General features: G+C 48.3%; 13 protein-coding genes and 1 riboswitch. Of the genes, 8 read left to right on the plus strand and 5 right to left on the minus strand.

The genetic code is table 11. The features are described from left to right. The first annotated feature begins 142 nt into the window (after positions 1 to 142). From ACZ45B_RS05385 to ACZ45B_RS05395, 3 genes are all read left to right on the plus strand, one after another. Positions 143 to 2,647, plus strand: coding sequence for a U32 family peptidase (locus ACZ45B_RS05385; protein WP_024544554.1), 2,505 nt, complete (start codon positions 143 to 145; stop codon positions 2,645 to 2,647). Between the two features lie 148 nt (positions 2,648 to 2,795). Next, the gene (locus ACZ45B_RS05390; RefSeq protein ID WP_024544553.1) at positions 2,796 to 3,863 is read left to right on the plus strand and encodes a hypothetical protein; all 1,068 of its coding nucleotides are present in this window, start codon (positions 2,796 to 2,798) and stop codon (positions 3,861 to 3,863) included. A 211-nt stretch (positions 3,864 to 4,074) separates the two neighbouring features. Next, positions 4,075 to 4,235: riboswitch (cyclic di-AMP (ydaO/yuaA leader) on the plus strand. 274 nt (positions 4,236 to 4,509) lie between these two features. Next, the gene (locus ACZ45B_RS05395; protein WP_024544552.1) at positions 4,510 to 5,841 is read left to right on the plus strand and encodes an SLC13 family permease; all 1,332 of its coding nucleotides are present in this window, start codon (positions 4,510 to 4,512) and stop codon (positions 5,839 to 5,841) included. Positions 5,842 to 5,868: 27 nt separating this feature from the next. On the opposite strand, the gene cobA is transcribed toward ACZ45B_RS05395, so the two are convergent. Beyond that, positions 5,869 to 7,359, minus strand: a complete 1,491-nt coding sequence (gene cobA / locus ACZ45B_RS05400; protein WP_024544551.1) for a uroporphyrinogen-III C-methyltransferase — start codon at positions 7,357 to 7,359, stop codon at positions 5,869 to 5,871. A gap of 121 nt (positions 7,360 to 7,480) precedes the next feature. Here cobA and ACZ45B_RS05405 point away from each other — a divergent pair, with 121 nt between their 5' ends. After that, positions 7,481 to 8,167, plus strand: a complete 687-nt coding sequence (locus tag ACZ45B_RS05405; RefSeq protein ID WP_024544550.1) for an ATP-dependent Clp protease proteolytic subunit — start codon at positions 7,481 to 7,483, stop codon at positions 8,165 to 8,167. Between the two features lie 63 nt (positions 8,168 to 8,230). After that, a complete protein-coding gene (locus tag ACZ45B_RS05410; RefSeq protein WP_024544549.1) occupies positions 8,231 to 8,830 on the plus strand; it encodes an ATP-dependent Clp protease proteolytic subunit in 600 nt (199 codons plus the stop codon). Positions 8,831 to 8,933: 103 nt separating this feature from the next. On the opposite strand, the gene miaA is transcribed toward ACZ45B_RS05410, so the two are convergent. From miaA to ACZ45B_RS05425, 3 genes are all read right to left on the minus strand, one after another. Beyond that, the gene (miaA, locus tag ACZ45B_RS05415) at positions 8,934 to 9,833 is read right to left on the minus strand and encodes a tRNA (adenosine(37)-N6)-dimethylallyltransferase MiaA (protein ID WP_024544548.1); all 900 of its coding nucleotides are present in this window, start codon (positions 9,831 to 9,833) and stop codon (positions 8,934 to 8,936) included. Position 9,834: 1 nt separating this feature from the next. Then, positions 9,835 to 10,170, minus strand: coding sequence for a thioredoxin family protein (locus tag ACZ45B_RS05420; RefSeq protein WP_024544547.1), 336 nt, complete (start codon positions 10,168 to 10,170; stop codon positions 9,835 to 9,837). 87 nt (positions 10,171 to 10,257) lie between these two features. After that, on the minus strand, positions 10,258 to 10,974 hold the full coding sequence (locus ACZ45B_RS05425) for an NnrU family protein (RefSeq protein ID WP_024544546.1): 717 nt from the start codon (positions 10,972 to 10,974) through the stop codon (positions 10,258 to 10,260). Positions 10,975 to 11,116: 142 nt separating this feature from the next. Here ACZ45B_RS05425 and ACZ45B_RS05430 point away from each other — a divergent pair, with 142 nt between their 5' ends. After that, on the plus strand, positions 11,117 to 12,097 hold the full coding sequence (locus ACZ45B_RS05430) for a LysR family transcriptional regulator (protein ID WP_024544545.1): 981 nt from the start codon (positions 11,117 to 11,119) through the stop codon (positions 12,095 to 12,097). A gap of 16 nt (positions 12,098 to 12,113) precedes the next feature. On the opposite strand, the gene ACZ45B_RS05435 is transcribed toward ACZ45B_RS05430, so the two are convergent. After that, positions 12,114 to 12,632 (minus strand): TIGR02652 family protein, encoded by a 519-nt coding sequence (locus tag ACZ45B_RS05435; RefSeq protein WP_024544544.1) that lies wholly within the window; start codon positions 12,630 to 12,632, stop codon positions 12,114 to 12,116. Positions 12,633 to 12,731: 99 nt separating this feature from the next. Between ACZ45B_RS05435 and queA the strand changes: the two genes are divergently transcribed. Both queA and ACZ45B_RS05445 read left to right on the plus strand, forming a co-directional pair. Next, a complete protein-coding gene (gene queA, locus ACZ45B_RS05440) occupies positions 12,732 to 13,823 on the plus strand; it encodes a tRNA preQ1(34) S-adenosylmethionine ribosyltransferase-isomerase QueA (RefSeq protein ID WP_024544543.1) in 1,092 nt (363 codons plus the stop codon). A gap of 67 nt (positions 13,824 to 13,890) precedes the next feature. Continuing rightward, positions 13,891 to 15,174, plus strand: coding sequence for a TldD/PmbA family protein (locus ACZ45B_RS05445; RefSeq protein WP_024544542.1), 1,284 nt, complete (start codon positions 13,891 to 13,893; stop codon positions 15,172 to 15,174). Positions 15,175 to 15,241: the final 67 nt, after the last annotated feature.

Consider the following 15,241-nt stretch of genomic DNA (forward strand, 5'->3'; position numbering starts at 1 on the left):
GAATTTGTATTTTATTTAGTGAGTAGCTGACCATCTAAAGAGAGTGCCAATCGCCGCTACTCCCATTCTCCACATCGTTCCTAGACAAGATGCCTCTATACTACTGAAATAGCCTACCTGCCGTTATTTCGTCGCTTTGTCTATGTCTACCCCAGCCGCCATGTCCGTAAAACCGATCGCCACCGTAGTAAAAACCCCTGAACTGTTGGCTCCGGCAGGAAATTGGGACTGTGCGATCGCCGCTGTGGAGAATGGGGCAGATGCGATTTATTTTGGGCTGGATCAGTTCAATGCAAGGATGCGATCGCAGAATTTTACTGAGGCAGATTTGCCGGAGTTGATGGCATATTTGCATCGGCGCGGCATGAAGGGCTATGTGACGTTGAATACGTTGATTTTTACGGCGGAATTGGCGGCGGTGGAACGGTATTTGCGCTCGATTATTGCGGCGGGGGTCGATGCGGCGATCGTGCAAGATGTAGGTTTGTGTCGCCTGATTCGCCAGTTATCGCCCGATTTTCCGATTCATGGTTCCACGCAGATGACGGTGACCAGTGCGGCGGGGGTCGAGTTTGCGCAAAATTTGGGCTGTAATTTGGTGGTGTTGGCGCGGGAATGTTCGATCAAGGAAATTGAAAAAATTCAGCAGGAATTGGGTCAACAAAATATTGCGATGCCGCTGGAAGTGTTTGTGCATGGGGCGTTGTGCGTCGCCTATTCGGGGCAATGTTTGACGAGTGAATCCCTGGGTGGACGGTCTGCAAATCGGGGGGAATGCGCCCAAGCTTGTCGGATGCCCTACGAAATGATTGTTGATGGTAAACCCTTTGATTTAGGCGATCGCCGTTATCTGCTCAGTCCTCAGGATCTCGCTGGATTGGAAGTTTTGCCGGATTTGATTAAGTCTGGCGTGGTGTCGCTGAAAATTGAAGGACGGCTGAAACAACCGGAATATGTGGCGAGTGTGACGCAGGTTTATCGGCAGGCAATTGATCGGGCGATCGCCGGTGTGGAGCATCAGGTTTCGGAGCGGGAAAAATATCAATTAGAAATGGCATTTTCACGGGGTTTGCATACGGGTTGGCTCGACGGCATTGATAACCAAAGCCTTGTCCATGCGCGGTTTGGCAAGAAACGCGGCGTATATTTGGGCGAGATTAAACAGGTGCGTGACGGGCGCGATAAACAGGTGCTGTTACGGCTCGAAGCGCCTCTGAAAGCGGGTGACGGTGTGGTATTCGACTATGGCAAACCTGCGGAGCGGGAGGAAGGAGGCAGGGTCTACGCGGTGGAAACTCACGGAAAAGATACCCTTGTGACCTTTGGGCGGCGTGATGTGGATCTGCGGCGGGTGCGGGTAGGCGATCGCCTCTGGAAAACCAATGATCCGGAACTCGACAAGAAATTACGGCAAACCTTTACGAGCGAAAAAATTCAATTTCAACGCCCGATTACGATCGAAATCCACGGCGAAATTGGTAGTAATTTAGTGGCGATCGCCCGTGATGAGCAGGGTCATATTGTGCAGGTTCAATCGGAATTATTGCTAGAGAAAGCGATTCATAAACCCCTCACCACTGAGCGATTAACGGAACAATTAGGACGTTTGGGTAATACCCCGTTTAAATTAGGACAGTTAGAGAATTATCTACAGGGTGATGGAATTCTGCCTGTTAGTGAACTGAATCGCATTCGGCGGGAAATTGTTAATCAATTGGAAACGTTACGCAGTCAACCAAAACGCTGGCAACTAAATCAAAATGTGTCCCATCGTGATTTACTGCCGACTGTCGAAAAAGTTTCACAACAATCAGCCCAAATTATTGTCTTAGTGCGTCATATTAAACAATTAAAAGCTGTTTTAAAAACGGATATTTCAACCATTTATTGTGAATTTGAAAACCCGATCACCTATCGAGAAGCTGTTAAACTAGCTAAACAAACCGACCATCAACCGGAAATCTGGGTTGCGCCGCCCCGCATCGCCAAGCCGAAGGAAAGTTACATTTTAGATCAGGTGATTTCCAGCCATGCCGATGGTTATTTAATCCGCAATTATGATCACCTGAAATTCTTTAAGGTTGAACGGATTACTGCTGATTTTTCTTTGAATATTTCCAATCCGATTACGGCTGATTATTTTAAGCACAATTTCCCTCTTGAACGGTTAACTGCTTCCTATGATCTCAATATTCAGCAGTTAGAATCATTGCTGAAAAATTGTCCGCCCCACTGGTTTGAAATCACGATTCATCAACATATGCCGATGTTTCACATGGAGCATTGCGTGTTCTGCGCATTTCTCTCCGATGGAACCGATTTCACCAATTGTGGTCGTCCCTGCGAAAAGCACGAAGTCAAATTAGGCGATCGCACAGGCGTTCAACATGTTCTAGTCGCCGATGCGGGTTGTCGTAATACGGTCTTTAATGGCACAGCCCAAACTGGGGCTGAATATATGCAACATTTTCTTGATTTAGGGGTGCGCCATTTCCGCGTTGAATTTGTCAATGAATCCCCTGTTGAGATTACTAAAACCATTGATCTTTACCAAAAATTGCTCACCGGAAAAATTTCTGGCGCACAACTCTGGAAAACCCTAAAACTGCAAAATCAGTTGGGTGTAACCCGTGGCTCTCTAGAATAAATAATGGTTTAAAAAGTACAGGTTTGAATGATTAGATATGAACTGTCTTAAAATTAAAGAATAATTTGAGTTGGTTATTCCTGGTCACTAGCTGTCGGATTCTGTGATTTTTCTGCTTAAATTAGACCAACATCTCAGGCGAAATTCTATGACTTTATCCTTTGATCCTGCCCCTACCGAAGCACGGGTTAAACAATTTTGGCAACTGACTGCCAGTTTTGGGATGGAACGGAATGCTTACCATAATTATCTCAATGAAATTGTCAGCGATCGCTACACGTTGATCAATGGGCTCCAGATTTTGCGCGATGAGCTCCAACTGGCCGCCTCAAGCCCAACGGATATTAAGGCCTGTGGGGCAGATATGAGTTTGCCCAGTGTGGTCACTACCCTCGCCTACACCAACTGCGGCGATCGCATCCACCAGGGAGAAGCGACGAAGCGCTATCGAGATGTGGTGGCCTCCCGCTTTGCGACCCTCTCAGAAATCGGCGAATTAAAATTAGAGGCTTTTTTCCCAGCAGGGGGCGGCATTGATGACGGGGAGACCCTTGCCCATGTGACCGTTGCCCATGAGTTGGATGAATCCCTAAAGCGCCGGGTGTATGAGGGTAACCCCCAATCGATTTCTTTGGTGGCGATCGATCTCAAAACCCATGTGGGCCGTCTGCGCCAGGATGGAAAACAGGTTTATGGTAAAACCCGCGAATCCCCCTGGCGCGAGCCCCGGGATGCTTGCGGGGCGATCGTTGGCACGCTCCGCAATTACAATGCTCACAACCCGATCCATCGACGGATTCGCAACGATTTGGGGGAAGAAAATTTTCACTTTCTCGCCCATAATGCCGTGCTGACCGACACGAAAAAAATTGACATTACGATGGCGGTGGCCGCCCATATTGTCGCAATTCGGGGCATTCGGAATACCGCCATGGCGATCGCCCAAGAATTAGATGAACGGGGTTTAGCCCACTTAACCGCCAGTACCACGGTGAACCGCCCCTCCCGCGATGATTTGGTGATTTATCTCGCCCGGGCCACAGTATTTAATGGCAATATCAAGATCCAAAGTTTAGGCACAGACGCCCGTTTATATGGTGGCAAAATCGTTGAATATGCGGGAGAAAGACGTCTCCAATTGCACTATTCAGATTGGGACTTAGAAAATCTCCCCATCGAAGAAATTCCCTACCAAGTGCGTTCATCGGGGTTATAGTAAATCGCCAAAAACAGTAGGCGATCGCCTCTCTATTTAACTCATTCAATGATTAAAAATACCTCAGAGACAATATAACGATAGAAAAAAGTAATCTCCTATACATTGCAAAGAATCCCTAATCTTCTCAAATGACAACTACAACACCATAAATTAACTTTTTCAACGCAAAACCCTCTGAATAAATAGATATGCTATCCTGGTTGAGACAAAATCGTTTCTGCCTAAGCTACTCAGACGTCAAAAAGAGTAAAACGGAGGAACCACCGTCCTATTTTTTAGGACTTTGGGGCTAATTCCAAAATTTCTTGGAAAGGATATCTCTCAGTCCTCGCCCGTCAGCTAACTTCGTCGGCAATGAGGGAAACGGAAATATTAAATATCCGTCATCCCATCAAAACAATCACCACTCTACACCCTTGATTTATGGATGGGAATATTTATGGAAGTTTTTAGTCAATAACATACTGCTTAAGTCTTATTAAGTTTGTTTTGTCTAAGTTATCTGTTCTAAAGACAGGTTTTAGATAGTAAGAACAACAAATAGCAAACCGAACTCATTTGTAGACAAATCACTAGATTTTTTGTTTGGTAATAGTTTATTTTGCCAAAATTTTAAAATCACCATTTAGTTTCGACAGAAAATATGAATTTAGAAGCCTGGATTGCCTTGGCAACTTTTGTTGTCGTATTTGTTAGTATTGTTTTTGAAAAAATTCACCTCACCGCAGCGGCTCTACTGGGAGCCCTAGTGCTTGTTTTTGCCCATGTGATGACTCTCACAGAAGCAGTTGGCTATATTAGCCAAAGCTACGCAACATTGGCCTTGTTTTTTGGGGTAATGGTCTTGGTTCGGGCCTTTGAACCGACAAAAATCTTTGAATATATCGCCACAAAAATGGTAATTGCAGCCAAGGGGAGTGGCAAATTACTTTTACTAGGCATTGTTTTAATGACTGCGCCTATTTGTGCCGTCTTGCCCAATGCCACCACAGTTATGCTGCTCGCCCCACTGATTCCTCCAATTGCCCAAGAAATTGGTGTTGATTTTGTGCCTCTGCTTACTTTAATGGTTTTTGTGGCAAATAGTGCTGGATTACTGACTATTGTTGGCGATCCAGCTACTTATCTCATTGGTGATGCGGTTAATCTTAGTTTTTTGGACTATCTTCAGCGCCTCAGTTTCGGCGGTGTACTCGCAATTGTTGTTGTTGTTTTATTATTACCTCTTGTTTTTAAAGACATCTGGCAGACAACCTTTACGGATCTCAGTCATCTACCCAATCCCAAAGTTAATCATCCCCGGGTTTTAGCATTGGGCGGTGTCTTGATCTTTTTTGTGCTGCTTTTATTTGTTATTGGCGAGTCTCTGCCTGTGCCCATTGTGCCGGCAGCGGTGGCTTTGTTAGGGGCGGCTCTAGCGTTAACTTTGGCTCATCAAAGTAAAATTGACACGGTTAATAATATCCTCAAAGATGTGGACTGGAGTACGCTGCTCTTCTTTATGTCTATTTTCGTCCTAATCGGAGGGCTAGAAAAAACAGGTGTTGTTAGTCAAATATCTGGTGTTTTAGCTATTATTTTAGGTAAAAATATTCTTTTAGGCTCGATTCTCATTGTCTTTGTTGTCGGTATTTTATCAAGTTTAGTGCCGAATATTCCCTTGGTAGTCGCGATGATTCCTCTACTAAAAGAGTATTTAGTGAATGTTGATCTGCTCGGCTCTGAGTTTCTAGATCCCAATGTTGCTGGCCAATTCCCACCGGTTGTATTACCGTTGTTTTACGCCATGATGTACGGGGCAACTCTCGGTGGAAATGGTACATTGTTGGGCGCTTCTTCAAATATTGTGGCTGCCGGTATTGCTGAATTACATGGAGGGAAAATGTCATTTCGCAAATTCCTCAAATACAGTATCCCGATCACGGCGACCCAACTCGCTGTCTCAGCTGTATATATGCTGACTTTTTTCCTTTAAAATCAGGTCAAATTCACGCACTTATTTCTACTTTTGGTGATTAATGATCACATCCCTTAAGCCCTCGAGTGTATATTCTTTAGCTTCAAGATCTACCCGCTGCAATAATTCCAAACAGACTTGGGACGTTTGAGGGCCAACGGAGACAATTTTAGCTTTTTCTAAAACCCTAAAATCCCCTCCTTGTTGTTGTAATAAGTGCCAAAAATTACGGACTGTTTTTGAGCTGGCAAAGGTTATAAAATCAATCTTCTGAGCCTGGATTGCTTGCCAAACGTGGGGCGGGATCCTAAAAGGACAACCGGATTCATAGGCAGGTACTTCGACAATTTCTGCCCCTTGTTGTGAGAGTTCTTGCACAAGAATGTCGCGTCCCCCGGTTTCAACCCGAGGAAAAAGAATTTTTTGATGTCGCAGAGATTCCGGGAAGTTTTCAACCAAAGAGTCGGCAATAAAATCAGGGGGAATATAATCTGCCTTTAGACCATGGTTCCGTAAAAATTTTTCTGTTTTTTTCCCCACCACCGCGATTTTTAGATTCCCCAGGGCGCGGGCATCTTTCCCTAAAGTTTCGAGCCGCTGAAAAAAGTATTCAACGCCATTGGCCGAAGTGAGAATCAGCCAATTAAATGTTTCCAGGGAGGCGATCGCCTGATCGAGGGGTTCCCAGGTGGAGGGCTCACGAATTTCTAACGCGGGCATTTCAAGGATGTTTGCACCGGTTTCTGCTAAAAGCGCAGTAAATTCACTCGATTGCGACGCAGCGCGGGTAATTAGAATTGTTTTTCCCTGTAAAGGTGCCTGATACATATAATCCTCCCGGAGACTGACAACTTGACCCACAATAATCACACAGGGAGACAATTTTTGAATCGTTGCGGTCTGCTCCGTAATCGTCTGTAATGTTCCTGTCCAGGCTCGCTGCTCTGATAGGCCCGCCGCCCGGATGATCGCCACTGGGGTTTGGGGCGATCGCCCCGCCGCCATCAACCGGTCGCAAATTTCGGCTAAATTGCGGCCCCCCATCAAAAACACCAGGGTTTCTAGTTGGGCGAGGGCTGACCAGTCAAAGGCCCCTAGGCTATGGGCTGTCCCCACAAAAAAGCCCCGGCTCAAATCCTTGTGGGTCAAGGGAATCCCCGCCAATAGCGGTGCGGCTAAGGCCGATGAAATCCCAGGAATCACCTCAAAGTCACAAGCCGCTTCTTTCAGGGCCAAAATCTCCGGATGCGATCGCCCAAAAATATACGGATCTCCCCCCTTCAGGCGCACCACCCGTTTGCCCGACTGCCCATATTCCACCAGCAGGCGATCGATGTCCCCTTGGGGCGTGCTTTTTTCGCCCCCCCGTTTCCCGACGAAGAGCCGCAAACAATCCTGGGGCAAAATGTCTAGCAATTCCTGGGAACCCAGGGCATCATAAATGACCACCTCCGCCCGCTTTAGGATCTCCCAACCCCGCACCGTCAAATAATCCCTTGTCCCTAAACCAGCCCCCAACAAAAATACTTTCCCCATATGCGATCGCCCTAAACCACCGTCAAACCTTGCGTTAAAATTAGATGCTAAGACAAAATCAGACAAAAACACTCCCCAAGCCGTAACTCCAACGGGTTACCCAACGCATTACAAAGATCCTATGAACTCACCGATTCAGGCTGTACAAGCACCCTATCGAGGTGGCGGCTCCACCTACAGGACACCACCGCCAGATCTCCCCTCCCTTCTGTTAAAAGAGCGGATCGTTTACCTCGGCCTTCCCCTCGTCTCCCCCGATGAGTACAAAGATCAAATCGGTGTCGATGTGACCGAACTGATCATCGCCCAACTGTTGTTTTTACAGTTCGATGACCCCGACAAGCCCATCTACATGTACATCAACTCCACCGGCACTTCCTGGTATGGGGGCGATTCCATCGGCTTTGAAACCGAAGCCTTTGCCATCTGCGATACCCTCAACTACATTACGCCGCCAGTGCATACCATTTGCCTCGGTCAGGCCATGGGCACTGCCGCGATGATCCTCGCGGCGGGGACAAAAGGTTGTCGGGCTAGTCTGCCCCACTCCTCGATCATCCTTCACCAAGCGCGCCAAGGGGCCCAGGGCCAAGCCTCCGATATTCAAATTCGCGCCAAGGAAGTGATCGAAAACAAGCGGACAATCCTACAGATGATGTCTAAATACACCGGTCAAGCGATCGAAAAACTTGAAAAAGACACGGACCGGATGTTCTATATGACCCCCCACCAAGCTCTCGAATACGGCATTATCGATAAAGTGCTCGAAAGCTCGAAGGATCTACCTTCCCCCGTCCCTGCCCTGTAATTTTAGGAAATCCCCAAAATTACGCTATTTTTCCCATTGTCCAGATCAAGGTAAACAAATCCCATGCCCATCGGTGTTCCCAAGGTTCCCTATCAAATGCCCGGTCAGCCCTATTCTGACTGGATCAATATCTACGATCGCCTCTACCGTGAGCGGATCATTTTTCTCGGTCGGGGTGTGAATGATGCTTTGGCAAACCAGATTATTGCCATCATGCTTTACCTCGATTCTGAAGATCCCAGCAAACCGATCTATCTCTACATCAACTCCCCCGGTGGCTCTGTTACGGCGGGCCTTGCCATTTATGACACGATGAAGCACATCAAGTCAGAGGTGGTGACCATTTGCGTTGGGTTAGCCGCTTCTATGGGGGCGTTTTTGCTATCTGCAGGGACAAAAGGTAAACGTCTTGCCCTCCCCCACTCGCGGATCATGATTCACCAGCCCCTCGGCGGCATCCAAGGTCGGCGTCAGGCGACGGATATCGACATTGAGGCGAAGGAAATTATCCGCATTAAGCACCAACTCAACGAATTGATGGCTAACCACACAGGCCAGTCCATTGAGAAAATTGAGAAGGACACAGACCGGGATTACTTTATGTCGGCCCAAGAAGCGATGGAATACGGCTTGATCGATAAAGTGATCGAAGAGCGTCCCTAATTTTTGCCTGATTTTTCCCCTGAAACTCCCCAAGCATTCTTTTTCAAGAAAGGGTGCTTTTTTTCTGATTGATCATTTCTAGCCCTGGTTTACCTGCAAACTTTTATAAAACGGGACTAATGAGCTTCAGAGCCTGGTCTAGGAGATCCGGAGCGGTGTTATCGAGCCAATGGATATCTGAATTGGCGCGGAACCAGGTACGCTGGCGTTTGGCGAATTGGCGGGTGTGGAGGGCAGTGTTGGCGATCGCCCCGGCTAGGGTATCTCGACCCTGGATATAATCTCGAAATTCGGCATAACCGAGGGTATTTAACAGCGGTAAATCCCAGCCATATTTTTGGCCCAAGCGTTCCACCTCGGCCACTAGACCCTGATCGACCATCTGGTGGGTGCGTTGGCGGATCCGTTCGTCTAAATGATCGGGGTTGCAATCGAGGCCGATTTCTAAAATGGGATAACTGGGTGGATTTTCTCCCTGTTGCTGACTAATGGGCGCTCCTGTGACATAAAACACCTCCAAGGCGCGGAGGGTACGCACTTGGTCATTGGGATGAATTTTTTCGCAGGCGGTGGGATCGACTTGTTGGAGCAGCTTGTAGCTGTGGATTTGACCCAGTTCGGTCAATTGTTGGCGTAGATTTGCTTGGGGTGAAACCCGGGGGATTTTTAGCCCCTTGGTAATTGCTTTGATGTAAAGCCCCGTGCCACCGACGAGGAAAACGGGTTTATCTCCAGCGTGAAACTGGGCGATGAGTGCTTGGGCTTGGGCTTGGTACTCCGCCAGGGTGAGGGTTTCTGTGGGTTCACAAATATCGATGAGGTAATGGGGAACCTGTTCCAATTCAGCGGCGCTCGGTTTGGCCGTACCAATGTCAAATTCTTTGTAAATTTGCCGAGAATCAGCGCTGAGAATCACTGTATCGAGCTTTTCGGCAAGTTTCAGGGCTAGACCAGACTTTCCTGTGGCCGTGGCCCCGCAGATCACGATTAGAGGCGCTGCCATACTAGGGGATCACAACCCCGCGCAACAGTTGTTCTAGTTGAGCATTGAGGCGATCGCGGTCTTGGAATTTATCAATGCGTTCAATAATATCGCCCCCGTTAAAGAGGATTAAAGTCGGTAGAGTTTTGAGACGATAGGTGTTAGCGAGTTTAAGGTTGTCATCAGCATTGACATCCACCAAGAGAAATTGTCCTTCCCACTCTTTTTGGAGCTTCACAAGGAAAGGATGGAGCAAATGACAGAGGCCACACCAAGGGGCCCAAAAATTCACCAGGACCGGTTGCGGGGCTTCTAGGACCGTTTGATTAAAATTTTCTTCGGTGATTGATAGAACCATAGTCTCTCTGTTCTTTTCGCTCACATACTCACATTATCTTGGTCTCCTATCTTACCTGCATCGGTCCTGGGGATCATCTTTTTTTTGCTACCAGGGCACTTTTGCGGTCATCACCATCAGCCAGGGATGTCCCCACCAGAGCAAGGCAATAAAGGCGGTGACCCCCACGTAGGCTGGTTTAAAAAATTCCCCCAGCTTGAGGGTCTGTTTTCCCTGCAAAATGGCTAAGAACGGGATGATTGAGGTGCGTTCTTTTACAGCCAGAAAAGTTTTGCCATAGCGGGACTCAAGGCGGCGATCGCCATGCCATACAGCAAAGAGATGGTGGGCCATCAAGCCAACGGAGGTAAGCAGCGTAAAGGAACTACCGATCCAGAGAGTATGGGCAACACACCAAATCAACTGGCCAATCATCTGGGGATGGCGCGTAATTCGGGTGATCCCCTTTTCGTAGAGGTGCACCTGGGGCTGCTTGACCGCGGCGATTTCCAATAAATTAAATGTGGAAGGATAGAGAAAGAAAAAGGAAATTGCTGAGAGCCACCACACCGTTGGTTGCACCCAGGCTTCCCCCTGCACCTGCCAGAGCACCAGGCCATCGTAACGATGATTAAAGAAATAGATGATTAACCCCGTGGCAAATGGAATACTGACTAAAGCAAAAAAAACTCGATACAATCGAGACCCTACTTTTTTTTCGCCCAGGGGACGCAACGCCGCCAAACCACTGTGGGCGATCGCAAAACCTACCAAAAGACCAGCCATAATCCAATGACTCGTCGAAAACCAGCTCAAATCCGCCATAATTCCGTCGATCGAAGTATTTTACTTAAAATTAGTACAGGCTATATTATCTCTGAAAAGAGATACGATCCCCTTATTGTGGTACTGTCAATCATAAAACCAGCAGCGTTCCCTCTTTTTCACTCCCTTTTGCCGAGGCTGTATGTCTGACATCCCATTTACTCTGGATCAACTCCGTATTCTCAAAGCCATTTCCACTGAAGGAAGCTTTAAACGGGCAGCAGATAGTCTCTACGTCTCCCAACCTGCCGTTAGCCTCCAGGTGCAAAACCTCGAAAAACAACTCAATGTCCCGCTCTTTGACCGGGGCGGTCGCCGGGCCCAGCTCACCGAAGCAGGCTATCTTCTCCTCGATTACGGCGAAAAAATCATTACCCTCTGCCAAGAAACCTGTCGGGCGATCGAAGATCTACAAAACCTCCAAGGCGGCACCTTAATTGTCGGCGCTTCCCAAACCACAGGTACTTATCTTATTCCCCGGATGATCGGCTCCTTTCGCCAAAAATATCCCGATGTGGCGGTGCAATTACAGGTTCATTCCACCAGGCGCACCTCTTGGGGAGTGGCCAATGGCCAGGTAGATCTGGCAATTATCGGTGGTGAAGTCCCCTCAGAATTACAGGACACCCTAAAAATTGTCCCCTATGCTGAGGATGAACTGTCGCTCATTTTGCCTGTAAATCATCCCCTAGCGAAGGCAGATACTATCTATCGTGATGATTTGTATAAACTCAAGTTCATTGCCCTAGATTCCCAATCGACCATCCGTAAAGTGATCGACCAGGTCCTTACCCGCTGCGACATCGATACAAAACGCCTGAAAATTGAAATGGAACTCAATTCCATCGAAGCGATCAAAAATGCGGTACAGGCAGGGTTAGGGGCTTCTTTTGTTTCCGTAACTGCCATTGAAAAGGAACTGCGGATGGGGGTTCTCCACCGGGCTCACATTGAAGATGTGGAGGTACGCCGGATTCTGAGTGTCATCGTCAATCCGAATCGCTACCGGTCTAAGGCGGCGGAGGCTTTTTGTGTGGAAATTTTGCCTCAATTCGCCAACCAGTTAAAAAAGTTTGATTTGAGTGAACTGATGCCCCAAGGTGCAGATACTCTCCAGAAATAGTCTCTGTTTACCGATGCTATTCATAGCCTAGGTAGTAGTAAGGGTAACGCTGGGGAGCACCAGGCTCAGTTGCCAGTTCAAAGTTCACCACTTGCCAGCGGCTTTGGCGATCGCCTTCTTCTTGGAAATGTACAGGTAGCCCATAGAGATGGGGGGTTGTCGGGGCAGATCCACTCTCAGAGTGAGGGACAAGCTTAAACTCGAGGGTGCGGCCCATCAGGGTTTGGTAGCGCTGGGCAATGGTAATTTTTGTTGCTCGGAGTCCTTTGATATAGAGGCGATCGAGGGCCTCGTGGATTTCAAAACGAATGCCGTCGGGATGGGTATGCTGCCGATACCACTGATTTTCCCAGCGTTTCCACTGGCGACTGGACTGGAGATGGACGAGGATTTCCGTCTCTGGATCGGCTTCAAATGCGCCATGGCGATCGCAGAGATAACTATCGGTTAACGTCAAGGCCGGAATCATTTGGCGACAATGGGGACAGGGAATTTCAGCACCAAAAATAGGGTAATGTAAGCTAGGTTCAACCATTGCACTGATGTCGGTATAGTTCGGATAAAAAACTTTTGCTGTGCTGTCCTCAAAGCTGTGTTCATTATAATCGGAGATTTCCATTCGCTTCAGTGAGCTATGACCCCAGACCAAAGCCTCTCCAGTTATGACTACCATCTGCCGCCGGAGCGCATTGCCCAAACCCCCGTTACCCCCCGCGATCGCTCCCGCCTTTTAGTCCTTGATTCTCCTACAAGTTTTCAACACCAACGTTTCTACCAACTGGTTGATTGGCTTCAGCCCAATGATCTGTTGGTCATGAACAATACCAAGGTGATCCCAGCGCGACTCCATGGTCGCAAAACGACGGGAGCTCCGGTGGAAGTATTGCTTTTAGAAGAAAAATCAGCCCACATTTGGCTGGCCCTTGTGAAACCCGGCAAACGCTTTACTTTGGGGTCGGAGGTGGTTTTTACGGCCCCGAATGATTTAAGTCAAACCCTCAAGGCCACAGTAACTGACCGGGATCCAGAAACCGGTGGACGTTTTTTGGAGTTTCAGTTGCCGGCAAACCAAAGCCTCTGGTCTGTGCTGGATGAATTTGGTGAAATTCCCTTCCCCCCCTATGTGACAGATTCCGAAGCTGCACCGGATCAATACCAAACCATTTATGCTGATACCCCAGGAGCCGTGGCTGCACCGACAGCGGGTTTGCATTTTACACCCGATCTATTTGAGCAATTAGACCAAAAGGGCATCAACACAACCTTTGTGACGCTCCATGTGGGGGTCGGCACTTTCCGCCCAGTGGAAGTGGAGGACATCACCGCCCATGATATGCACTATGAATGGATCGATGTCCCGGCAGAAACGATTGAAAAAATCCGGGAAACAAAAGCAAAGGGGGGCCGTGTGATTGCTGTAGGGACGACGGTGGTACGATCGCTTGAGGGAATGGCTGCTGCTTCTAGGGGAGAGTTACAACCCTTTCGGGGTCGGACCAATCTATTTATTTACCCCGGCTATCAATGGCAGGTGGTGGACGGCCTGATCACGAATTTTCATCTGCCGAAATCAAGTCTACTGATGCTGGTGAGTGCGCTCATTAGCCGGGAAAGATTGCTTGCGGTTTATCAAGAGGCGATCGCCCAGGAATATCGCTTTTATTCCTTTGGGGATGCGATGCTGATTTTACCCGAAGCCAAATATTTCAGTTCCCAAGGATTATAAAAATTGGCCGCCACGAATTTTGACCGATATGCTCGCACTTGTAATCGATAAACCCTAGGAAAAATCTATGCGTGATTTTGCACAACAGCTCCTTGATTTGGCGCGTCAGGGAGGGGCTGAGTTTGCTGAGGTTTACCAAGGCAGCTCCGTTTCCCATCCCGTTACCTTTGAAGCGAATCGCCTGAAGCAACTGGAAACATCTGAGTCCATTGGTACAGCTCTGCGACTTTGGTATCAAGGACGCCCTGGGTTAGCAGTCGCCTATGGCCAAGTGGAACCGCGACAACTGGTGGAAAAGGCGATCGCCCTGAGTAAACTCAATGAGACATCCCCCCTAGATATTTGTGAACCGCGCCGGGACATTAATCCGCCCATCGGCACAGCGATGACCGTTGAGGCCCTTGTAGAAACTGGCAAGCAGGCGATCGCCCAACTGCGTGACCATTACCCAGATATCCTTTGCGGCGGTGTTTTTGACTGTGAATCCAGTCAAACCCTCCTGCTCAATTCCGAAGGTCTCTATTGCACAGCAGCAGATATTTCATTGAGCTTTGGCCTAGAAGTGGAATGGGTCCGGGGCGATGATTTTTTGGGAATCTATGATGGTGAAGTCTCCCAGGATACCCTCAACTCAGAAATTGTCGTTCAGAATATCCGCCAGCGACTCCACTGGGCCAGGGAAAATGTTCCTGTCACCACCCAAAAAGCGCCTGTCATCTTTACCAGTAACGCAGCGCCCCTCTTGTGGTCTACCGTAGCAGCCGCCCTCAATGGCAAAAATATCCTTGAAGAATCTTCCCCTTGGAGTAAAACCCTCGGTAAACTGGTCGCCTCGCCCCAGGTAAGCCTTTACCAAGACCCCACGGCAAAACCATACATCTGCCATTTCGATGATGAAGGAACTCCCACCCGCTCTCTTTCTCTCATCCGCGAAGGATATGCCCAGGAACTTTATGGCGATCGCCGCACTGCTCACAAATTGGGCCTTCGTCCTACAGGCAATGGGTTTCGGGCCAGCCTTGGTCGCTACCCCAGTCCAGAATTGATCAATCTGATTGTTGCCCCTGGCAGCGGCAATCTTAATAATATTATTTCTCAGCTAGATAACGCAGTAGTAGTCGATCAAGTCCTTGGGGGAGATGCCGATTTATCGGGGGACTTTTCCGTCAACATTGACCTTGGCTACCAAGTGCAAGGAGGCCAAATCATTGGTCGTATCAAGGATACGATGGTGGCTGGCAATGTTTATGATGCCCTAAAACAGGTTATTCAGGTGGGGGGCGATCGCCGCTGGCAAGGTTCCTGCTATACGCCATCCCTAGTCTTAGATTCCCTTTCAGTTATCGCCTAAAAAAAACGTCTAGATTCTTTCTAAAACGGCCCCTGGTGAGATTTAGGCAATAAAAAAGGTGGGACAA

The organism is Picosynechococcus sp. NKBG15041c (genome assembly GCF_055380235.1).